Source organism: Streptomyces viridosporus T7A (assembly GCF_008704515.1).
GTDB lineage: Bacteria > Actinomycetota > Actinomycetes > Streptomycetales > Streptomycetaceae > Streptomyces > Streptomyces viridosporus.
The window spans coordinates 5,588,064-5,609,455 of sequence record NZ_CP023700.1 but is presented as its reverse complement, the minus strand read 5'-3'; the positions used below and the strand labels follow the sequence as shown (position 1 = coordinate 5,609,455).

Below are 21,392 nucleotides of genomic sequence, written 5' to 3'. Positions count from 1 at the left end.
GTCAGATCACCGTCTCCGGGTCGCCGGGCATGCCGGCGTCGCTGCTCTCCGGGGCGCTCGCCGAGCTGGTCGTCTGGGCCGGGGAGGACGAGGTGGGGCCGCTGGCGGAGTCGCTGGTGGACGGCTCCTCCGTCGGCGTGGTCTCGGTCGGCTCCTGGGTCGGCGTCGTCTCGGTGGGCTCCTGTGTGGGCGTGGTGGGGTCGGGAGACGGCGAGGGGGGCGGTCCGCTCGTCTTCGTCGGCCTGGAAGTCGCGGACTGCGTCGGCGACTTCGAGGGATCGTCCGGCTCCGTCGTACCGCTCGGCTCGTCCGACGGCTCGTCCGACCCGGTGGCCGTGGGCGTCGGGTCGTCGGAGGTGCCCGGGGTGCCGTCCGGACCCGGGCCGGCCGGCCGGCTGGTGGCCCTGCCGGTGTCGCCGTCCCCGCCGGCCGCCGGGTCGGCGCCCAGGCTGCCGTCGTCGACGCCCTGGCTCGCGGACGGGTTGACCCCGACGTCGTCCGACGGACTGCCGGCGTCGCTGTCCGAGGTGGCGCCGAGGGTGACCACGGTGCCCAGCACGGCGACCAGCAGGGCGCCCGCGCCGGCCGCCACGAGGTTGCGCCGGGCCAGGCTCTTCAGCCCGCCGCCCGCCCTGCCCGGCGGCGTGGACGCGGGCGCGGGCGCGGTGCGGTGGACGACCAGGGCGGTGTCGGCGGGCGGCTGGAGGGCCGGGAAGGCCGTGGGTGTCCCGCGGGGCGGCGGGGCCGACTCCTCGACGTGGGCCTCGGGCACCTCCTCCTCCGCGGTCGGCGCGAGCACCAGCGGGGTTCCGGAGCGGTCGGCGACCAGGGCCAGCGCACGGCGGCCGGCGACGATGCCGCGCTTGTCGGCGAGGGCGCCGCGCAGGCCGACGGACGCCTCCAGTTCGGCCCGGGCCCGGTCGAGCTGTCCGGCGCACAGGGCGTGGACGCCGAGCTCGTGGTGGAAGTAGGCCTGTTCCGCCACGTCCCCGGCGAGCCGGGCGGCCTCCGCGCCGGCCCGCAGCGCCTTCTCCCAGGCGCTCCAGTGCAGTCCCGCGGCGAACGCGGGGGCGGCGGCGCGGGCCAGCCGCACGGCCGCCCCCTGCTCGTCCTCGGGGTCGGCCGGGGTGAGCGGCGACAGCACGGAGAGCGCGAAGAGCACCGCGTCGGCCTCGGCGCACACCCGCTCCGGGGTCACCGAGGGGTGCCCCGCCCACCAGGCGTAGTGCTGGGCGGCGGCACGGGCCTGGGCCTCGGCCTCGTCGGCGTATCCGGCGGCCTCCAGCTGGGCCGGCACCCCGGCGGCGAGCCGGTAGCGGGAGCCGACCGGGCCGACCAGTCCGCAGGCGGCCAGCTCGCCGAGCGCGGCGTCGGCGTGGGTGTCGCCCACCAGGGCGGGCAGGTGCGCCTGGTGGGGCACCTCGCCGCCGAGCGCGACGGCGAACCGCAGGGTGGCGCGGGCGGAGGCGCTGAGCCGGGAGGCGAGCAGCGGAGCGGGGGCGGCGGCCTCGCCGAGCGAGGGCAGCGGCACCTCGTCGCCGTCGACGGCGTCGTACGGCGGTGCGTCGTCGGGCCGGGCGTCCTCGAAGACGCCGAACTCGTCGACGGCGCCGGCGCCGGCCCGCAGCCGGTCGCGCTGCCGCAGCAGGGCACCGGCCTGGACGAAGCGCAGGGGCAGGCCCTCGGACTCGAACCAGAGGTCGCCGGCCCAGTTCGACTCGTCCTCGGTGAGGCGGCGGCCGACGGCCTGCTCCAGCAGGTCGAGGCTCGCCGCGCGGTCGAGTCCGCCGAGGGCGACCTCCTCGACGCCGGATCCGTCGGACGGGGCGGGCACGTCCGGGGTGGCGCCGAACAGGAAGGCGCACTCGGGGGTGGCGTCCAGCAGATCGTCGAGCGCGGCCCCGCCGAACTCGAGGTCGTCCAGGACGACGACGGCCCCGATCTCCCGGGCGCACTCCACCAGTTCGTCCCGCTCCGGGCGGTGCAGCGGGGCGTCGTGGACGGCGTAGAACAGGTCGTACAGCAGGTCCTCGGCCGAGCGGCGGTGGCCGTTCAGCCGGACGACGCCGTCGGGGGCGAGGTCCGCGCAGTCCTCGGCGACGACGTCGAGGAGCCGGGTGCGGCCGGAGCCGGCGGGGCCGGTGAGGCGTACCGAGCGGCCGCGGGCGAGCAGCCGCACCAGCTTCTCGCGCTCGTCCTGACGGGCCAGCAGCGGCAGCGCGGGCTGCGCCGGGCCCGGCGGGACGGGCGGCCTGGCGGCCCGCTCGGCCTCGGCGCGTCCGGCCTCGTCGAGCTTGGCGGGGCGGGTGGGCCGTTCGGCGGGCGGGCAGGGCTCGATCTCGCTGCCGTCGACGGGGTTGACGGTGAGCAGGAAGTCGCCGGAGACGAGCTGCACCGTGCGGGCGAGCGCCGGTGTGTGCTGTCCGAAGTCGGAAGTGAGGGATTCCCTGGGAGGGCGCTGGCGCGACGCGTGGCCGTCGCCTTCATGGCCGTACTCCTCGGGTCCCCGGTTGTTCGGGTCCATAGGTCCTAGCCCCCCAAAAGCGTCGTGTGCCCGGGTCCTGTCGTCGGACTCCCCCCTGCCGCGAGTCCGACAGTTCCCAGAGCCCCTCCCGGCCTTGCCGCACACCGCGCTGTCGCTTCTGGTCCGGACCCGCTCGAGGGTTGAGAGGCAGCGGGCAGCCGCACCCTAAACCTTCGCTCAGTATCCACGACAGTCCGGGGTACCGCGCCGTCCGTGACGTCACGGTCTCGTGAGGATTGTGCGCGCGTCGCACGGTTCGCCGAGGCCGGTCCGAGTGGTGCCGGTCATCCGGTTCCCACCCTTGCGGACCTCACACACGGGGCAGCATGTCCACCCCGATGCCTCCCTCGATCGCCAGGATCCGGTGCAGCCTGGTGGCCACCAGCAGGCGCTGCATCTGCGGCGGTACGCCGCGCAGCACCAGCCGTCGGCCGCAGCGGCCGGCCCGCCGGTGGGCCCCCATGATCACGCCGAGCCCGGTGGCGTCCCAGGAGTCCAGTTCGGACAGGTCCAGCACCAGGTCGCCGGCTCCGTCGTCGACGGCCGAGTGCAGGACCGTACGGGCGTCCGCCGCGCTGCGGACGTCGAGGCGGCCCCCGACGACCAGCTCGGCGTGGTCGCCCCTGATGTACATATGCGCTCCCCGTGCGTGCGTCTCGTACTCCACGTTCGATGCCGGTGATGCAACCTCTGACTGCGCAACGGCGCCGGAGGTTGCTCCCCGTGAGCGAACCGATACCGAATTCACCCCGGCGTGTGATGCACGCCGGGGCGGGTGCGCGGTGTCAGTGCTCGTAGAAGCCCTGCCCGCTCTTGCGACCGATGTCACCGGCGTCAACCATCCGGCGCATCAGTTCGGGAGCGGCGAACTTCTCGTCCTGCGACTCGGTGTAGATGTTGCTCGTGGCGTGCAGCAGGATGTCCACACCGGTGAGGTCGGCGGTGGCCAGAGGCCCCATGGCATGGCCGAAGCCCAGCTTGCACGCCAGGTCGATGTCCTCGGCACTCGCCACGCCCGACTCGTACAGCTTCGCGGCCTCGACGACGAGGGCGCAGATGAGGCGGGTGGTCACGAAGCCGGCCACGTCACGGTTGACGACGATGCAGGTCTTGCCGACCGACTCGGCGAACTCCCGTGCCTTGGCGAGGGTTTCGTCACTGGTCTTGTAACCGCGGACCAGTTCGCACAGCTGCATCATCGGCACCGGCGAGAAGAAGTGGGTGCCGACGACCCGCTCCGGGCGCTCCGTCACGGCCGCGATCTTGGTGATCGGGATGGCGGAGGTGTTGGAGGCGAGCACGGCGTCCTCGCGCACGATCTTGTCGAGGGCGCGGAAGATCTCGTGCTTCACCTCGAGCTTCTCGAACACGGCCTCGACCACGATGTCCGCGTCCGCACAGGCGTCCAGGTCGGTGGTCGCGGTGATCCGGGCGAGGGCGGCGTCGGCGTCGTGCGCCTCCAGCTTGCCCTTGCTCACGAACTTGTCGTACGACGCCCTGATCCCGTCGGTGCCCCGCGTGAGCGCCTCGTCGGTGACGTCGCGCAGGACGACCTCCCAGCCCGCCTGGGCGGAGACCTGGGCGATGCCGGACCCCATGAGGCCGGCCCCGATGACGGCGAGCTTGCGTGCCACTGTGCGACTCCCCTGATACGCGCTGTCGTTGTTCTCCAGGAGCGGACACTAGCGGGCGGCGGGGTCCCCGTGACCGACTTAGTAACGCGTTTCACGTCTCACGAAGTGAGACCCCTGTCACGTCCCGCACGGCGGGCCCGGCGGCCCTCCCCGCGGCAGGGCCCGGCGGGGCCCCGACTCCGGCGGCCGGAGCGCCGACTCCTCGCGTTCCCAAGCCGGTTGACGCCTCACGGACCGGCTGGCGCCGAGGTCTCCCCACCCTGCGGCCGGCATGCCCGCGGGCCGGGACGGCCTTTGCTCCGATCGTGTCGGCGCGCACTCGGCCACCGCGTGCGGCGCGCACTCCCGGGCACCGGCCGGACCCGCTCGCCGGGCGCCCCCACCGTGCGGGACCGCAGCGCCGGCGGTGTCCCCGGAGCCGTCCGCCGGGACCGGTCCGCGGCGGGAAAGAGCCGCCGCGTCGGCGGCGGATGCCAGGGTGGGGGTCGTCGTCCGCCCAACGGAGGAGAGTCCCCGGCATGGCCGTGATCCACCGCACCACTCTCGAGCCGACCAAGCTGGAACTGCTGACCGCCTGGCTGCCCTCACGCCCCTGGTACCACGGGGGTGCGGGGGAACCGCGGCCGGCCGGGGCCGGCGGTTTCCGGCTCGACGACCCGCGAGGGGAGGTCGGCATCGAGTTCATGGTCGTCACCGACTCCTCCGGCGCCGAGCCGGCCGCCTACCTGGTGCCGCTCACCTACCGGGGCGCTCCGCTCGACGGTGCGGAGCACGCCCTCATCGGCACCGCCGAACACGGCGTCCTCGGACGGCGTTGGGTCTACGACGGCTGCCACGACCCGGTGCTCGTGGCCGAGACGGCGGCGCTGATCGAGGGCCGGGCACGGGCGCAGGCCCAGAACCTCACCGACACCCCCGACCGGGAGGTCACCCGCGCCCACGCGGACGAGGGCCCGGTGCCGGCGGACCTCACCACCGTCGTCGACACCGCGGAACACACCGAACTGTCCGCGCCGGACGGCACGGTCCTCCGCGTCCTGCGCACCCCGCGGCCCGCCCCGGACGGCCCGCCCCTTCCCGAACCGGGAACGTCGGGTCATGTCGCCGGCGCGTGGGAGCTGCCCGACGGCACCCGCGCGCAGGGCCTCTTCCTCGTCCTGCGCACGCCCCCTCGGGCGTAGGGCCCGGCCGACGGGTCGTACCGGGCGGGCCGTGGTCCCGGTCCAGCCGCGCACCGCGTGGTCGAGCACCTCGCCGCTCGGCAACTCCTCGACGCCGTCGACGAGTCCGAGCACCTCGCGGAACACCTCGGCCGGGGCGCGGCCCTTCATCCTCTCCCGGCCGATCGTGACGGGCACCGTGCCGTGGACCCAGCGGACCCGGCCGGCGACCGGGCCCGGCAGCGCGTCGTCCGGGGCGGGCCGCGGCGCCGCCCGGACATCGCGAGGGCGCCGGACCCCGCCCGGCGGGACGCGCTGTCGCACCTGACGCCGTTCCGCCACCCGGCGGACGCGGTGCGGGACGCCTGCGCCGGGGCGTACGCGACGGCCCCCCTGCGGTACGGCACGCCGGTCGCCGTCGGCTTCGCGGTGCTCGCCGTGACGGTGGGCACACGAGTGTTCCGCACGGCCGGTGCGTAACTAGGCTGGCCGCATGGTCAATCTGACGCGCATCTACACCCGGACCGGCGACAAGGGCACCACGAACCTCGGTGACATGAGCCGGGTCCCCAAGACCGACCTGCGGATCTCCGCCTACGCCGACGCCAACGAGGCGAACGCGGTGATCGGCACGGCGCTCGCGCTGGGTGGTCTGGAGGAGGAGGTCGTCGCGGTCCTCACCCGCGTCCAGAACGACCTGTTCGACGTGGGCGCGGACCTGTCGACGCCGGTGGTGGAGAACCCGGAGTTCCCGCCGCTCAGGGTCGAGCAGTTCTACGTGGACCGGCTGGAGGCGGACTGCGACCGCTTCAACGAGCGGCTGGAGAAGCTGCGCTCCTTCATCCTGCCGGGCGGGACGCCGGGCGCGGCCCTGCTGCACCAGGCCTGCACGGTGGTGCGGCGGGCCGAACGGTCGACGTGGGCCGCGCTGGAGGCGCACGGCGAGACCATGAACCCGCTCACCGCGACCTATCTGAACCGCCTCTCGGACCTGCTGTTCATCCTGGCCCGCATCGCGAACAAGGAGACCGGCGACGTGCTGTGGGTGCCGGGCGGGGAGCGCTGAGCCCTACCGGGGCCCCGCCGAGGTCCGTGCGGCCCGGTACAGGCCGAGCAGGATCTCCGCACCGCCGGCGCACATCATCACCACCCCCACCTTGGCGGGGGTGACCAGCGGCAGGTCCACTCCCCGGGCGAACCGCCACAGCCACAGCCCCACCAGCAGGGTGACGGACCCCGCGAGGAGGTTCCTGGACGCCCGGCTCACCGGCTCGCCTTCTCCCTGCCGGCGTCGCGCTCGGCCTCCGGCGCGCCCGCCGGGGCCTTCTTCGGCCAGATCCAGTAGGTCAGGGTCACCAGGGCGTGGATCCCCGCGGCGCGCCAGGCGATGAGGCGCCAGTCCTCCAGGGAGGTGGTGCGGCTCGCGTCGCCGACGTACCAGACGGCGATCTGGAGCAGCGCGGTCGCCACGGCGGCGCCCAGCAGCGTGCCCAGCCAGACCCGGGTCTCGTGCCGGGCGCGGGCCAGGCCGTACCGCGGGGGTCCCTGGGGCCTGGGCGCGCCGGCCAGCCGGTGCGCCGCGTGGCCGTCGAGCCACTTCACCGTGCGGTGGCCGTGGCCGACGGTGTAGCCGATGTAGAGCGCGGCCAGGCCGTGCGTCCAGTTCGGTTCGGCGCCGTTCTTCAGGTCCAGCGCGGTGACGACCAGCAGGACGACCTCCAGCAGCGGCTCGCAGAGCAGCAGCGCCAGGCCGACGCGCGGCATCCTCAGCAGATAGCGGCAGGCCAGTCCGGCGGCCAGCAGCACCCAGAAGCCGATCTCGCAGGCGGCGATCAAAACAGCGATCACGGTTCGCTCCTCTCGGTCACCCTTCCAGGCTCCCGTGCGGACCGTCCCGTCGCGTCGTCGCCGCCGACGACCTCGCGGTACATCGAAAGATGCAGTCCGGGACCCTCCCCGGGGATCGGGCGCCGGACGCACGCACCGTGTTGGATGGTGCCATGGCCCCACGACCGCCCCGCCCGCACCGCTTCGACGTATGGGCCGCGCTCGCCGGGCTGCTCGGCGGACTGCTGCTGTGGGGCTTCGGCCTCGGCGTCCGGCGGGCCGACGACCCGATCGTGCTCCTCGACGGCCCCTGGCCCCTCCTGCTGCCGCTCTTCGTGATGGCCGGCTGCGAGCTGCTGCGCCGCTCCGCCCCGCGCACCGCGCTGCTCGTCGGCACCCTGGCACTGGCCGCGGACACCCTGACCCGGGGCAGCATCGCCACGATCGTGATGTACACCGACCTGATGTACGCCGCCGTCCTGTACGGCCCGCCCCGCTCCGCCCGCCGCATCCCGCGGATCACCGGGCTGCTCAGCGTCGCCGGCGTGCTGGTGCCGTACGCCGTGTGGCGGGTGCCCGAGGCGCTGCTGATCGGGTTCGCCGTCGGCGTCATCGCGTTCGGGCCCGCGTCGACCGGCCTCATCGTGCGCAACCACCGGGACGCCGCCGAGGCCGCGCGGCTGCGGGCCGAGCAGACCGCGCTGCTCGCGGAGACGGACCGCACCCAGGCGGTGGCCGCGGAACGCTCCCGGATGGCGCGGGAGTTGCACGACGTGGTGGCCAACCACCTCTCGGCGATCGCCATCCACTCCACGGCCGCGCTCTCCCTGGACGACCCCGGGACCTCCAAGGAGGCGCTCACCGTGATCCGGGAGAACAGCGTCCAGGGCCTGTCGGAGATGCGCCGCCTGATCGGCATCCTGCGGGACGGCGCCGGCGACCGGGAGCCCGCGGCGACCCCGACCCTCGACGGCCTCGGCGCCCTGGTGGAGGGCGCCCGCGCCAACGGCCTGGACGTCACCCTGGACGCCGCGTACGGCTCCGTCCCCGCACCGGTCGAGCTCGCCGCGTACCGGATCGTGCAGGAGTCGCTGACGAACGCGCTGAAGCACGCCGCGCCGGGGGAGGTCACGGTGTGGCTGCGCGAGCGGGACGACGCCCTCGAGCTCCGCGTGACCAGCCCCCACGACGGCCGGGACGCCCCGCGCGCCCCGGGCTCCGGGGCCGGACTGGTCGGGATGCGGGAGCGGGCCGCCCTGCTGCACGGCACCTTCGACGCGGGCCCCGCCGACGCCCCGGACCCCGCGGACGGCGGGCTCTGGGTCGTCCGCGCCTCCCTCCCCCTCACCGACACCGCCCGAGGAGAGATCCGATGATCCGCGTCCTGGTCGCCGAGGACCAGTCCGCCGTCCGCGCCGGACTGGTCCTCATCCTGCGCAGCGCCCCCGACATCGAGGTGGTCGGCGAGGCCGCGGACGGCGAACAGGCGGTGGCGCTCGCCCGTGAACTGCGCCCCGACCTGGTGCTGATGGACGTGCAGATGCCGCGCCTGGACGGGGTGTCGGCGACCCGGCAGGTGGTCGGCGAGCGGCTCGCCGACGTGCTGGTGCTGACCACCTTCGACCTGGACGAGTACGTCTTCGGGGCGCTGCGGGCCGGGGCCGCCGGATTCCTGCTGAAGAACACGGAGGCGAGGGACCTCGTCGCGGCGGTGCGCACGGTGGCGCGCGGGGAGGGGATCGTCGCCCCGGCCGTCACCCGGCGGCTGATCGCCGAGTTCGCCGCGAAGCCGGCCCGGCGGACGGAGGCCGACCCGGCGGTGCTGGAGTCCCTCACCCGGCGCGAACGCGAGGTGCTCTCCTGCCTCGGTGAGGGGCTGTCCAACGCCGGCATCGCGGACCGCCTCGACATGGCGGAGGCCACGGTGAAGACGCACGTCAGCCGCCTGCTGGGCAAGTTGGGGCTGCGCAGCCGGGTGCAAGCGGCCGTGCTGGCGCAGGAACTGGGGATCTGAGCCGAAGACGGTGTAGTGGTCCAGACCTATTGACCCGTGGTCCAGACCTTTCTATTCTCGCGGCACCGTGGGCGTGATGGCTCAGTCATGCCCACCTCAACATCCCCGTTGCGCCAGTGGCGCAATCACCAGAGGAGGCGCACCGTGCGCTTCAGACACAAAACCGCGGCAGGTCTCGCGACCCTGCTGCTTCCCCTCTCCGGCCTCGTCGCCCTCGCGAGCCCCGCTCAGGCGGCCGACTCCGCGACCGCCACCTACACCAAGACCCAGGACTGGGGCTCCGGCTTCGAGGGCAAGTGGACGGTGAAGAACACCGGCACCACGCCCCTCAACTCCTGGACCGTCGAATGGGACTTCCCCGCCGGCACCAAGGTCACCTCCGCCTGGGACGCCACGGTCACCAACTCCGGTGACCACTGGACCGCCAAGAACCTCGGCTGGAACGGCACCCTCGCCCCCGGGGCGTCGATCTCCTTCGGCTTCAACGGCAGCGGCTCCGGCTCCCCGTCCGGCTGCAAGCTCAACGGCGGCAGCTGCGACGGCACCTCCGTCCCCGGTGACAAGGCCCCCTCCGCGCCCGGCACCCCCACGGCCTCGAACATCACCGACACCTCGGTGCGGCTGTCCTGGTCCGCGGCCACCGACGACAAGGGCGTCAAGAACTACGACGTGCTGCGCGACGGCACCCGGGTCGCCACCGTGACCGGCACGTCCTACACGGACACCGGTCTCACCAAGGGCACCGACTACTCGTACGCGGTCCAGGCCCGCGACACCGCCGACCAGACCGGCCCCGTCAGCGGCTCGGTCAAGGTCCGCACCACGGGCAACACCGAGGAACCGCCGCCCACCGGCGACAAGGTGAAGCTCGGTTACTTCACCGAGTGGGGCGTCTACGGCCGCAACTACCACGTCAAGAACCTGGTGACGTCCGGCTCGGCCTCCAAGATCACCCACATCAACTACGCCTTCGGCAACGTCAAGAACGGTCAGTGCACCGTCGACGACACCTTCGCCGCCTACGAGAAGGCCTACACCGCCGACCAGTCCGTCAGCGGCACCGCCGACACCTGGGACCAGCCGCTGCGCGGCAACTTCAACCAGCTGCGCCAGCTGAAGGCGAAGTACCCGCACATCAAGGTGCTGTACTCCTTCGGCGGCTGGACCTACTCCGGCGGCTTCGGCCAGGCCGCGCAGAACGCGGCCGCGTTCGCCAAGTCCTGCAAGCAGGTCGTGGAGGACCCGCGCTGGGCCGACGTGTTCGACGGCATCGACATCGACTGGGAGTACCCGAACGCCTGCGGTCTCACCTGTGACACCAGCGGCCCCGCGGCCTTCAAGACCCTGTCCCAGGCCCTGCGCGCCGAGTTCGGCAAGGACTACCTGGTCACCGCCGCGATCACCGCGGACGCCTCGGCCGGCGGCAAGATCGACGCGGCCGACTACGGCGGCGCCGCGCAGTACCTCGACTGGTACAACGTGATGACGTACGACTACTTCGGCGCCTGGGACCGGACCGGACCCACCGCTCCCCACTCGCCGCTGACCTCGTACAACGGCATCCCGCAGGAGGCCTTCAACTCGGCCGCCGCGATCGCGAAGCTGAAGGCCAAGGGCGTCCCGGCGAGCAAGCTGCTGCTCGGCATCGGCTTCTACGGCCGCGGCTGGACCGGCGTCACCCAGTCCGCCCCCGGCGGCACCGCGACCGGCCCGGCGGCCGGCACCTACGAGGCGGGCATCGAGGACTACAAGATCCTCAAGAACTCCTGCCCGGCCACCGGCACCATCGCCGGCACGGCGTACGCCCACTGCGGCACCAACTGGTGGTCCTACGACACCCCGGCCACCATCAACTCGAAGATGGCCTGGGCCAAGAACCAGGGCCTGGGCGGCGCCTTCTTCTGGGAGTTCAGCGGCGACACCGCGAACGGTGAGCTGGTGAACGCCATCGACGGCGGGCTGAAGTAAGCGACCGGAGCACACAGCCGGACGATGTTCGCCCTCCCCCCGGACGAAGCCCGGGGGGAGGGCGAACACGGTCGGGCCACGTTCGGGGCCCCTCCCCCAGCAGCTCCGCTGCCAGGGGGAGGGGCCCCGGACGTCGCTCTACGCGACGTTCACCCGCTGTCCGGGCGGGGCCGCCTCGAGCCACGCGAGGAAACCGGTCAGCGCGTCCTCGCTCATGGCGAGCTCGAGCCGCGTGCCCCGGTGCAGACAGGCGAGGATCACCGAGTCGGACAGCAGGGCCAGCTCCTCCTCGCCCTCCGGGACCCGGCGGCCGGCCACCTCGATCGCGGAGCGCTCCAGGACGCGGCGCGGGCGGGGGGCGTAGGAGAAGACCCGGAACCACTCGACCCGGTCACCGTTGTAGCGGGCCACCCCGTAGGCCCAGCCCTTGCCTCCGGCGTCGCCCTCCTCGGGGGCGTCCCAGCGCAGGCTGCAGTCGAAGGTTCCGCCGGAGCGCTGGATGAGGCGGCGGCGCAGGCCGAAGACGAAGAGCCCCACCACCACGAGCACCACGACGATTCCGCACACAGTCAGAGCGAGGACCATCGACACCGACCTCCTCGTCTCCTAGGTAACGGAACGGAAAAATCATCCAGATCTGCCTCAGCCGCGGTCGGCTCCGGATTGCTCCGGTGCCGACCGCGGCTGAGTGACGTCATCGCACCGATCCCCCGGTGCCTGGACAGCCCGGGCGGTGCCTCCCATGGCTCAGCGGGTCGCCGCCCGCAGACGGACGTCCGCGCGGCGCTCCGCCGAGGCGTCGGCCTCCGACTTCGCGCGCTCGAGCGCCCGCTCCGCACGCTGGACGTCGATCTCGTCCGACAGCTCGGCGATCTCCGCCAGCAGCGACAGCTTGTTGTCCGCGAACGAGATGAAACCGCCGTGCACCGCGGCGACGACCGTCTCACCTTCACTCGTACGGATGGTCACCGGGCCCGACTCCAGCACACCGAGCAGCGGCTGGTGACCGGGCATGACGCCGATGTCGCCGGACGTGGTGCGCGCGACGACCAGGGTGGCCTCGCCGGACCAGACCTCTCGGTCGGCCGCGACCAGCGCGACGTGCAGCTCAGCAGCCAAGGTGGCTCCTCGGGTCACCACCCGGCGGGTCTGCCGGGTGTTGGTTACAAGTCTAGTGGGCGTGGGAGAGGGGGCGGGACGCACCCGCCCCCTCAGGTGTGAGCCCGCGGGCTCACGGTGAACGCGGGGCTCAGGAGACGCCCAGCTCCTTCGCGTTCTTCTTCAGGTCCTCGATGCCACCGCACATGAAGAACGCCTGCTCCGGGAAGTGGTCGTACTCACCGTCGCAGATCGCGTTGAACGCGGCGATCGACTCGTCCAGCGGCACGTCCGAACCGTCCACGCCGGTGAACTGCTTGGCGACATGGGTGTTCTGGGACAGGAAGCGCTCCACGCGACGGGCACGGTGGACGACGAGCTTGTCCTCCTCGCCGAGCTCGTCGATACCGAGGATCGCGATGATGTCCTGCAGGTCCTTGTACTTCTGCAGGATGTTCTTCACGCGCATGGCCGCGTTGTAGTGGTCCTGCGCGATGTAGCGCGGGTCCAGGATGCGGGACGTGGAGTCCAGCGGGTCCACGGCCGGGTAGATGCCCTTCTCCGAGATCGGACGGGAGAGCACCGTCGTCGCGTCGAGGTGGGCGAAGGTGGTGGCCGGGGCCGGGTCGGTCAGGTCGTCCGCGGGGACGTAGATCGCCTGCATCGAGGTGATCGAGTGACCGCGGGTCGAGGTGATGCGCTCCTGGAGGAGGCCCATCTCGTCGGCCAGGTTCGGCTGGTAGCCCACCGCGGAGGGCATGCGGCCGAGCAGGGTCGACACCTCGGAACCGGCCTGGGTGAAGCGGAAGATGTTGTCGATGAAGAACAGCACGTCCTGCTTCTGGACGTCGCGGAAGTACTCGGCCATGGTGAGGCCGGCCAGCGCGACGCGCAGACGGGTGCCCGGGGGCTCGTCCATCTGACCGAAGACCAGGGCGGTCTTGTCGATGACGCCGGACTCGCTCATCTCGTCGATGAGGTCGTTGCCCTCACGGGTGCGCTCACCGACACCGGCGAACACCGACACACCGTCGTGGTTGTTGGCGACGCGGTAGATCATCTCCTGGATGAGCACCGTCTTGCCGACGCCGGCGCCGCCGAACAGACCGATCTTGCCGCCCTTGACGTACGGGGTGAGCAGGTCGATGACCTTCACGCCGGTCTCGAACATCTCGGTCTTCGACTCGAGCTCGTCGAAGTTCGGCGCCTTGCGGTGGATCGGCCAGCGCTCGCCGTCGTACGTCTCGTCGACGTTGAGCACCTCACCGAGGGTGTTGAACACCTTGCCCTTGGTGAAGTCGCCGACCGGCACGGAGATGGCGGAACCCGTGTCGGTCACCGGGGCCTGGCGGACCAGACCGTCGGTGGGCTGCATGGAGATGGTGCGGACCAGGCCCTCGCCCAGGTGCTGGGCGACTTCCAGGGTCAGCGTCTTCTTCGCGCCCTCGTTCGCCGGGTCGGAGACCTCGACGTGCAGGGCGTTGTAGATGTCCGGCATCGCGTCGACGGGGAACTCCACGTCGACGACCGGGCCGATGACCCGCGCGACGCGGCCGGTGGCCACGCCCGACGCAGCGGTCGGCTCAACAGTGGTGGTCATTAGTTGTCACTCCCCGCGGTCGCGTCGGCCAGTGCGCTCGCGCCACCGACGATCTCGCTGATTTCCTGGGTGATTTCGGCCTGGCGGGCCGCGTTGGCAAGCCGGGAGAGCGTGTTGATCAGCTCGCCCGCGTTGTCGGTGGCCGACTTCATCGCGCGCCGCGTGGCGGCGTGCTTCGAAGCGGCCGACTGGAGCAGCGCGTTGTAGATGCGGCTCTCCACGTAGCGCGGCAGCAGGGCGTCGAGGACGTCCTCCGCCGAGGGCTCGAAGTCGTACAGCGGAAGGATCTCGTCCTTCGTCGCCGACTCCTGAGCGACCTCTTCGAGGCGCAGCGGGAGCAGCCGGGAGTCGACCGCCGTCTGCGTCATCATCGAGACGAACTCGGTGTAGACGATGTGGAGTTCGTCCACACCCCCGTCAGCCGTCTCCTTCTCGATGGCCTCGATCAGCGGAGCCGCGACCTTCTTGGCGTCCGCGTACGAAGGCTCGTCGGTGAAGCCCGTGAACGACTCCGCGACCGTGCGCTCGCGGAAGTTGTAGTGGGCGACACCGCGGCGGCCGACGATGTACGTGTCGACCTGCTTGCCCTCGCGCTCCAGGCGCTCGGTCAGCTGCTCCGCCGCCTTGATGGCGTTGGCGTTGAAGGCGCCGGCCAGACCGCGGTCGCTCGTGAGGAGCAGGACCGCGGCACGGGTCGGGGTCTCCGCCTCCGTGGTCAGCGGGTGCTTGGTGTCCGAACCGGTGCCGACCGCCGTGACCGCGCGGGTGAGCTCCTGCGCGTACGGCGTGGAGGCCGCCACCTTGCGCTGCGCCTTGACGACGCGCGAGGCGGCGATCATCTCCATCGCCTTGGTGATCTTCTTGGTCGCGGTGACGGATCGGATGCGACGCTTGTAGACCCGGAGCTGGGCTCCCATGAGTCAGGTCCCTTCCTTACGTCACTTGGCGGCAGCGGCCGGGGCGTCCTCGCCGAGCAGCTTGCCGTCGCTCGTCTCGAACTGCTTCTTGAAGGCAGCCACCGCGTCGGCGATCGCCTGGATCGTGTCGTCGGACATCTTGGCGCCCTCGCGGATGGAGGTCATGAGGCCCTGCTCCTGACGGTGCAGGTACTCCAGCAGCTCCTTCTCGAAGCGGCGGATGTCCGCGACCGGGACCTCGTCCATGCGGCCCGTGGTACCGGCCCAGATGGAGACGACCTGGTCCTCGGTGGCCATCGGCTCGTACTGGTTCTGCTTCAGCAGCTCGACCATGCGCTGACCGCGCTCCAGCTGCGCCTTCGACGCGGCGTCCAGGTCGGAACCGAAGGCGGCGAACGCCTCCAGCTCACGGAACTGGGCGAGGTCCACGCGCAGACGGCCGGAGACCTGGCGCATCGCCTTGTGCTGGGCGGAGCCACCGACGCGGGAGACCGAGATACCGACGTTCAGGGCCGGACGCTGGCCGGCGTTGAACAGGTCGGACTCCAGGAAGCACTGGCCGTCGGTGATGGAGATGACGTTGGTCGGGATGAACGCCGAGACGTCGTTGGCCTTGGTCTCGACGATCGGCAGACCGGTCATCGAGCCGGCACCCATGTCGTCGGAGAGCTTGGCGCAGCGCTCCAGCAGCCGGGAGTGCAGGTAGAAGACGTCACCCGGGTAGGCCTCGCGGCCCGGCGGGCGGCGCAGCAGCAGCGACACGGCGCGGTAGGCGTCGGCCTGCTTCGACAGGTCGTCGAAGATGATCAGGACGTGCTTGCCCTCGTACATCCACTGCTGACCGATGGCGGAGCCGGTGTACGGCGCCAGGTACTTGAAGCCGGCCGGGTCGGACGCCGGGGCGGCGACGATGGTCGTGTACTCCAGCGCGCCGTTCTCCTCCAGCGCGCGGCGGACCGACGCGATGGTGGAGCCCTTCTGGCCGATGGCGACGTAGATGCAGCGGACCTGCTTCTTCGGGTCGCCGGTGCGCCAGTTGTCCCGCTGGTTGATGATCGTGTCGACGGCCAGGGCGGTCTTGCCGGTCTGGCGGTCGCCGATGATCAGCTGGCGCTGACCACGGCCGATCGGGGTCATGGCGTCGACGGCCTTGTAACCCGTCTCCATCGGCTCGTGCACCGACTTGCGCTGCATGACCGTGGGGGCCTGCAGTTCGAGGGCGCGGCGGCCCTCGGTCTCGATCTCGCCGAGGCCGTCGATCGGGTTGCCGAGCGGGTCGACCACACGGCCGAGGTAGCCCTCGCCCACGGCGACGGACAGGACCTCGCCGGTGCGGGTGACCGGCTGGCCCTCCTCGATGCCGCTGAACTCACCGAGGACGATGGCACCGATCTCGCGCTCCTCGAGGTTGAGGGCGAGGCCGAGGGTGCCGTCCTCGAACTTCAGCAGCTCGTTGGCCATGGCCGACGGCAGACCCTCGACCTTTGCAATGCCGTCACCGGCAAGGGTGACCGTACCGACCTCCTCGCGCGAGGCCGCGTCCGGCTTGTACGACTGGACGAAGTTCTCCAGCGCGTCCCGGATCTCCTCCGGCCGGATCGTGAGCTCCGCCATCTGAGTTCCCTGCTCTCCTTGTTGGGCCCGAAGTTTCACTTGGGGGGTATTCCACGAGTCGGGGACTCCCCCCAATAAGAGGTGAATCCTCTGCACGGCCCAACCCGGGCCGTAGTCATGCTTATGGAGTTGCTGCTGCTAGCTCGCCATGCGGCGGGCGGCGTCCTCGAGCCGGTCCGCGAGCGAGCCGTTGATGATCTCGTCGCCGACCCGCACCCGGATCCCGCCCAGGACCGCGGGGTCCACGTCGAGGTTGAGGTGCATCTCACGGCCGTAGAGCTTCGCCAGCGCGGCACCGAGACGCCGCTTCTGCGTGTCGCTCAGCGGGACCGCCGAGGTGACGACGGCGACCGCGCGGTTGCGACGATCGGCGGCGAGCTTGGACAGGGACTCGAGTCCCGCTTCCAGGCTACGTCCCCGCGGCGCGGTGACAAGGCGCGTCACCAGACGCTCGGTCGTGGGCTTGGTCCGGCCGCCGAGCAGGCTGCGCAGCAGCTCGCCCTTGGCCGAGGCGCTCGCGGCGCGGTTGGTCAGCGCGGCCCGCAGCTGCGTGTCGGACGAGACGATCCGGCCGAACCGGAACAGCTCGTCCTCGACCTCGTCGAGCGTGCCCGCCCGCTGGGCCGCGGTGAAGTCGGCCGTGTTGGCCAGCTCCTCCAGCGCGTCCACCAGGTCGCGCGACTGCGACCAGCGGGAGCGCACCGTACCGGCCACCAGGTCGGCGGTCGGGCCGCTGACCTGGCCGGCGAGGATGCGTCCGGCCAGTCCGGCCTTGGCGTCAGCGGCCTGCGCCGGGTCGGTGAGGACCCGGCGCAAGCTGACCTCGCGGTCGAGCAGCGCGGTGACGGCGGCCAGCTCGTCGGCGAGCTGCGCCGCGTCCACGGACGTGGAGTCCGTCAGCGCGTCGAGCCGCTCACGTGCGGCGGCCAGGGCCTCGCGGCTCGCTCCGTTCATCGTGCGGCCTCGGCCTTCTCCTCGAGCTGGTCGAGGAAGCGGTCGATCACACGGCTCTGCCGGGCGTGGTCCTCGAGGGACTCACCGACGAGCTTGCCGGCCAGGTCGGTGGCGAGCTTGCCGATGTCCTGGCGCAGTGCCGCGGACGCGGCCTTGCGGTCGGCCTCGACCTGCGTGTGACCGGCGGCGATGATCTCCTCACGCTGCCGCTGGCCCTCCGCGCGCATCTCGGCGATGAGCGCGGCGCCCTGCTCCTGTGCCTCCTGGCGCAGGCGCGCGGCCTCGTGCCGGGCCTCGGCGAGCTGAGCCTTGTACTGCTCGAGCACGCTCTGGGCCTCGGTCTGGGCGGCCTCGGCCTTCTCGATCCCGCCCTCGATCGCCTCGCGGCGCTCCTCCAGAACCTTGTTGATGTTCGGGAGGAGCTTCTTGGCGAGGAAGCCGAAGACGATGACGAAGGCGAGCAGGCCGATGACGAGCTCGGGAATCGGCGGGACGAGGGGGTTCTGCAACTCCTCAGCCGCGATATGAAGCAGTGGGCTCATATCAGAGTGCCTTTCGTCTAGGGGGGCGGTCGTGGATCAGATGATCACGTGCCGTAGACGAACGGCATGACCAGGCCGATGAGGGCGAGCGCCTCACAGAAGGCGAAGCCGAGGATCTGGTTGGCACGGATCAGGCCGGCGGCCTCGGGCTGACGGGCGATGGCTTCGGTGCCCTTACCGAAGATGATGCCGACGCCGATGCCGGGGCCGAAAGCGGCGATGCCGTAGCCGATGGAAGCGATCGAACCGCTGACGGCGGCAAGGGTCTGGGACATGCCAGTTCTTCCTTTTCTTCACGGGCCGGTGGGGGTGCGCCACCGGACGACTGGGGGCGGGTGCGGGACGCTCAGTGGTGCTCGGCGAGCGCGCCCTGGATGTAGGTGCAGGCCAGCAGGACGAAGACGTACGCCTGCAGGGCTTGGATGAAGAGCTCGAAGACCGTCATCACGAGGACCATCAGGAACGAGACGCCGGCGTAGGCGATGCCGATGCCGTTCAGCAGGTACCAGCTCGCGATGGTGAAGAGCACGATCAGGATGTGGCCCGCGAACATGTTCGCGAAGAGTCGCACGGCGTGGGTGAAGGGCCGCACGAGCAGGTTCGAGAAGGCCTCGATCAGCATCACGACCGGCAGCGCCGCGCCGAGCGACTTGTCGTAGCCGGTGAAGTTCTTCAGGGCGCCGACGAAGCCGTGCTTCTTGAAGGTCAGCGAGACCCACACGACGTAGACGAGCAGCGCGAGCACCAGCGGGTAGGCGAAGACCGACGTCACCGGGAACTGCGCGAGCGGGATGATCGACCAGAGGTTCATCATCCAGACGAAGAAGAACAGCGAGACGATGAGCGGGACGTACTTCTCGCCCTGGCGCTTGCCCATCGTCTCGTAGACGATGCCCCGGCGGACGAAGTCGTAGCCGGTCTCGGCGACCATCTGCAGCTTGCCGGGGACGACCTGGGGCCGACGGAAGGCCGCCCAGAAGAAGCCGATGACGACGACCGAGCCGAGCAGCGCCAGCAGCATCGTCTTGTTGAAGTACACGTTGCTGTCGCCGTTACCCCAGAGGGGGTCGAACAGGAACGAGTGCAGCCCGGGAGACGGGAAGCCACAGCCGTCGAAGATGTGGCAGTCGGTCTCGAAGGCGAGCACCTGCGTCGGGTCAGCACTCACCGCGGGCTCCTTCGGCGTGGCGCATGGATTCGGCAACCTCGTGGTGTCGGCGCGGCACGGGGCCGCGGATCGGCACGGGACTGGTGTTACGGATGTGGGGGCGGCAGTGGGGCATCTCGCCTCGCGATGTGGCAGGCGTCATCTCGGATGCCCGCGCCCGCGATGCCGCAGTTGGCACCGGACGATAGCAGGGTCTCCCATGCGCCTTTATCCCGGCCCTACGTCTCACGACGGACGCCCCGGGGTTTCCTTCTTCTCACGCGTCGTCGATTCGGGTTCCACATAGGGAATCTTGGCCTTCATGTGGGCCCGTGCCTGCGCGGCGACCCAGGCGAGGGTGCAGACGAGCAAGGTGAGGGCGAAGACCTTCGGGTGGAACAGCGTCGTGTTCTTGAAGAGCGCGATGAAGACGAACATCAGCAGGATCTGCGCCATGTACATCATCAGCCCCATCGCCTGGAACAGATGAGGCAGTGATTTGGCGGTCCACTGCAGGACGTACAGACCCACCCCCATGAGGAGGATCACGAGCACCGCCGCGACGACCCCGCCGATCACCCCCTTGCCGCCCTCGACGGCACCGCCGATCGCGACTGCGACCGCACCGACGGCAGCGGTGGGCACGGCAGCCTGGATCAGGATCCGGACGTCGTTGGACGGCATGGCGGCAGCTCCGCTTTCAAGGGGGCAAGGGGGTGTCGTCATGGACGAGCGTAGTCCCCCGGACGGGGTGGATTTTCCTCGCACCGGGCGGACCGTCGCACTACGGCCCGGCGGCTCTGTCCGGGGACTCGTGAACGGTATCACAAACTATTTGATGCAGTCTTTACCTGAGCGGTGTGCCCGGTGTCACACATGAGGACCAATCTGCGCGTCTGAGCGAGAAGGAAGCCCCCTTGTCTGGTATTGGAGCACTTTGCACCCCCAACACAGCCCCATCGGACTCCCACGACTTGGCAATGCTCTAGTCGGATTCTTACCTTGGCCGCTGTCCGGCCCGAACCGGCGGGACGTCAGTGCGAGCCGTCGGCCCGCCGGCCGTCGGCCAGGTGTGCACGGGCGCCGAGGGCGGTCGCGCCGTTGACGCCGGAGACGCCCGCGGCGACCGGGGAGCGGTCCTCCGCCCCCACGGCCCCCACGGCGTCCTGTGCCGCCCGCGAATCCGCCGCGGCCGGCGCCGGGGCGGGCGCGGGCGCCCGGCGACGGCGGTAACGCGGCGGGACGAAGGCCTCCGCCCAGCGCGGGGCCCGCGGGGTGAAGCGCGGCAGCAGGAGCAGGACCAGGCCGATCGCGCTGAGGAAGACCACGCTCAGGACGATCCACATCGACGCCGAGTTGACGGAGTAGGCGAGCGCGCCGAAGGCGATCAGCGCCGACCAGAAGTACATGATCAGCACCGCGCGGCTGTGCGAGTGGCCGATCTCCAGCAGCCGGTGGTGCAGATGGCCCCGGTCCGCCGCGAACGGCGACTGGCCGCGCCAGGTGCGCCGCACGATCGCCAGGATCAGGTCGGCGGCCGGCACCGCGATGATGGTGAGCGGCAGGATCAGCGGGATGTAGACCGGCACCGTCTGGTGCACGGCCTCCTTCTCCGAACCCACGTACAGGTTCAGGGCGTCCGGGTCGACCTGTCCCGTGATGGAGATCGCACCGGCGGCCAGGACCAGGCCGATGAGCATCGAGCCGGAGTCCCCCATGAAGATCCGCGCCGGGTGCATGTTGTGCGGCAGGAAACCCAGGCACATGCCCATCAGGATCGCCGAGAACAACGTCGCCGGGGCGGCCGCCTCGATGCCGTACGAGTACCAGATGCGGTAGGCGTACAGGAAGAACGCCATCGCCGCGATGCACACCATGCCGGCCGCGAGACCGTCCAGGCCGTCGACGAAGTTGACCGCGTTGATGGTGATGACGACCAGCGCGACCGTGAGCAGCGTGCCCTGCCACTGGGTGAGGGCGACCGAGCCGACCCCCGGGATCGGCAGCCACAGGATCGTCAGACCCTGCATGACCATCACACCGGCCGCGATCATCTGGCCGCCCAGCTTGATCAGGGCGTCGATCTCGAACTTGTCGTCCAGGACGCCGATCAGCCAGATCAGCGCGGCCCCGGAGAGCAGCGCCCGGGGCTCGTTGGACTTCTCGAAGAGCTGGCCGAGGTTGGTGAGGTGGTCGGCGACCAGCAGACCCGCGCACAGCCCGAAGAACATCGCGATCCCGCCGAGCCGCGGAGTGGGTTCCCGGTGCACGTCGCGCGCCCGGATCTCCGGCATCGCCCCGGCCACGATCGCGAACTTGCGTACCGGCCCGGTCAGCAGGTACGTCACCGCGGCCGTGATGCAGAGCGTCAGCAGGTATTCACGCACGGGCTT

21 protein-coding genes and 1 pseudogene are annotated in these 21,392 nt (G+C 71.2%); 6 read left to right on the top strand and 16 right to left on the bottom strand.

The window, feature by feature from the left end; translation table 11 throughout:
* Position 1: 1 nt before the first annotated feature.
* From CP969_RS26070 to CP969_RS26055, 3 genes are all read right to left on the bottom strand, one after another.
* Positions 2 to 2,524, bottom strand: a complete 2,523-nt coding sequence (locus CP969_RS26070) for an ATP-binding protein (RefSeq protein ID WP_016824610.1) — start codon at positions 2,522 to 2,524, stop codon at positions 2 to 4.
* Between the two features lie 310 nt (positions 2,525 to 2,834).
* Complete coding sequence (locus CP969_RS26060; RefSeq protein ID WP_004983313.1) at positions 2,835 to 3,158, bottom strand: STAS domain-containing protein; 324 nt, start codon at positions 3,156 to 3,158, stop codon at positions 2,835 to 2,837.
* A 151-nt stretch (positions 3,159 to 3,309) separates the two neighbouring features.
* Positions 3,310 to 4,158, bottom strand: coding sequence for a 3-hydroxyacyl-CoA dehydrogenase family protein (locus CP969_RS26055; RefSeq protein WP_016824611.1), 849 nt, complete (start codon positions 4,156 to 4,158; stop codon positions 3,310 to 3,312).
* A 518-nt stretch (positions 4,159 to 4,676) separates the two neighbouring features.
* On the opposite strand from CP969_RS26055, the gene CP969_RS26050 reads away from it, so the two are divergent.
* From CP969_RS26050 to CP969_RS26040, 3 genes and pseudogenes are all read left to right on the top strand, one after another.
* Positions 4,677 to 5,339 (top strand): maltokinase N-terminal cap-like domain-containing protein, encoded by a 663-nt coding sequence (locus CP969_RS26050; RefSeq protein ID WP_016824612.1) that lies wholly within the window; start codon positions 4,677 to 4,679, stop codon positions 5,337 to 5,339.
* A gap of 276 nt (positions 5,340 to 5,615) precedes the next feature.
* Positions 5,616 to 5,798 (top strand): annotated as a pseudogene (locus CP969_RS26045) (ABC transporter permease); the annotation flags it as partial.
* A 13-nt stretch (positions 5,799 to 5,811) separates the two neighbouring features.
* A complete protein-coding gene (locus CP969_RS26040) occupies positions 5,812 to 6,384 on the top strand; it encodes a cob(I)yrinic acid a,c-diamide adenosyltransferase (protein ID WP_004983317.1) in 573 nt (190 codons plus the stop codon).
* Between the two features lie 3 nt (positions 6,385 to 6,387).
* On the opposite strand, the gene CP969_RS26035 is transcribed toward CP969_RS26040, so the two are convergent.
* Both CP969_RS26035 and CP969_RS26030 read right to left on the bottom strand, forming a co-directional pair.
* On the bottom strand, positions 6,388 to 6,585 hold the full coding sequence (locus tag CP969_RS26035) for a DUF5708 family protein (RefSeq protein WP_004983318.1): 198 nt from the start codon (positions 6,583 to 6,585) through the stop codon (positions 6,388 to 6,390).
* Positions 6,582 to 7,166 carry a hypothetical protein gene (locus CP969_RS26030; RefSeq protein WP_004983319.1) on the bottom strand — a complete coding sequence of 195 codons (585 nt, stop codon included), beginning with the start codon at positions 7,164 to 7,166 and terminating at the stop codon, positions 6,582 to 6,584. The genes CP969_RS26035 and CP969_RS26030 overlap by 4 nt, the downstream gene beginning before the upstream one ends.
* 152 nt (positions 7,167 to 7,318) lie before the next feature.
* Between CP969_RS26030 and CP969_RS26025 the strand changes: the two genes are divergently transcribed.
* From CP969_RS26025 to CP969_RS26015, 3 genes are all read left to right on the top strand, one after another.
* Complete coding sequence (locus CP969_RS26025; protein ID WP_016824615.1) at positions 7,319 to 8,521, top strand: sensor histidine kinase; 1,203 nt, start codon at positions 7,319 to 7,321, stop codon at positions 8,519 to 8,521.
* On the top strand, positions 8,518 to 9,159 hold the full coding sequence (locus tag CP969_RS26020) for a response regulator (RefSeq protein WP_016824616.1): 642 nt from the start codon (positions 8,518 to 8,520) through the stop codon (positions 9,157 to 9,159). The genes CP969_RS26025 and CP969_RS26020 overlap by 4 nt, the downstream gene beginning before the upstream one ends.
* Positions 9,160 to 9,303: 144 nt before the next feature.
* Positions 9,304 to 11,127, top strand: a complete 1,824-nt coding sequence (locus CP969_RS26015) for a glycoside hydrolase family 18 chitinase (RefSeq protein WP_004983323.1) — start codon at positions 9,304 to 9,306, stop codon at positions 11,125 to 11,127.
* A 138-nt stretch (positions 11,128 to 11,265) separates the two neighbouring features.
* On the opposite strand, the gene CP969_RS26010 is transcribed toward CP969_RS26015, so the two are convergent.
* From CP969_RS26010 to CP969_RS25960, 11 genes are all read right to left on the bottom strand, one after another.
* The gene (locus CP969_RS26010) at positions 11,266 to 11,712 is read right to left on the bottom strand and encodes a DUF2550 domain-containing protein (protein ID WP_016824617.1); all 447 of its coding nucleotides are present in this window, start codon (positions 11,710 to 11,712) and stop codon (positions 11,266 to 11,268) included.
* Between the two features lie 162 nt (positions 11,713 to 11,874).
* Positions 11,875 to 12,246 carry a F0F1 ATP synthase subunit epsilon gene (locus tag CP969_RS26005; protein WP_004983324.1) on the bottom strand — a complete coding sequence of 124 codons (372 nt, stop codon included), beginning with the start codon at positions 12,244 to 12,246 and terminating at the stop codon, positions 11,875 to 11,877.
* A gap of 130 nt (positions 12,247 to 12,376) precedes the next feature.
* Entirely contained in the window at positions 12,377 to 13,825 is a 1,449-nt protein-coding gene (gene atpD, locus CP969_RS26000; protein WP_004983325.1) for a F0F1 ATP synthase subunit beta, read from the bottom strand.
* Positions 13,825 to 14,742: a F0F1 ATP synthase subunit gamma gene (locus CP969_RS25995; RefSeq protein WP_004983326.1), complete on the bottom strand. Its 918-nt coding sequence runs from the start codon at positions 14,740 to 14,742 to the stop codon at positions 13,825 to 13,827. The genes atpD and CP969_RS25995 overlap by 1 nt, the downstream gene beginning before the upstream one ends.
* A 21-nt stretch (positions 14,743 to 14,763) precedes the next feature.
* Positions 14,764 to 16,356: a F0F1 ATP synthase subunit alpha gene (atpA, locus tag CP969_RS25990; RefSeq protein ID WP_004983327.1), complete on the bottom strand. Its 1,593-nt coding sequence runs from the start codon at positions 16,354 to 16,356 to the stop codon at positions 14,764 to 14,766.
* 138 nt (positions 16,357 to 16,494) lie between these two features.
* Positions 16,495 to 17,310 (bottom strand): F0F1 ATP synthase subunit delta, encoded by an 816-nt coding sequence (locus CP969_RS25985; protein ID WP_004983328.1) that lies wholly within the window; start codon positions 17,308 to 17,310, stop codon positions 16,495 to 16,497.
* The gene (locus CP969_RS25980) at positions 17,307 to 17,852 is read right to left on the bottom strand and encodes a F0F1 ATP synthase subunit B (protein ID WP_004983329.1); all 546 of its coding nucleotides are present in this window, start codon (positions 17,850 to 17,852) and stop codon (positions 17,307 to 17,309) included. The genes CP969_RS25985 and CP969_RS25980 overlap by 4 nt, the downstream gene beginning before the upstream one ends.
* Before the next feature lie 44 nt (positions 17,853 to 17,896).
* Positions 17,897 to 18,127, bottom strand: coding sequence for an ATP synthase F0 subunit C (atpE, locus tag CP969_RS25975; protein WP_004983330.1), 231 nt, complete (start codon positions 18,125 to 18,127; stop codon positions 17,897 to 17,899).
* Positions 18,128 to 18,198: 71 nt separating this feature from the next.
* Positions 18,199 to 19,020: a F0F1 ATP synthase subunit A gene (atpB, locus tag CP969_RS25970; protein WP_004983331.1), complete on the bottom strand. Its 822-nt coding sequence runs from the start codon at positions 19,018 to 19,020 to the stop codon at positions 18,199 to 18,201.
* A 225-nt stretch (positions 19,021 to 19,245) separates the two neighbouring features.
* A complete protein-coding gene (locus CP969_RS25965) occupies positions 19,246 to 19,683 on the bottom strand; it encodes a hypothetical protein (protein ID WP_004983332.1) in 438 nt (145 codons plus the stop codon).
* Between the two features lie 350 nt (positions 19,684 to 20,033).
* Entirely contained in the window at positions 20,034 to 21,386 is a 1,353-nt protein-coding gene (locus tag CP969_RS25960; protein WP_004983333.1) for an MraY family glycosyltransferase, read from the bottom strand.
* Between the last annotated feature and the right edge of the window lie 6 nt (positions 21,387 to 21,392).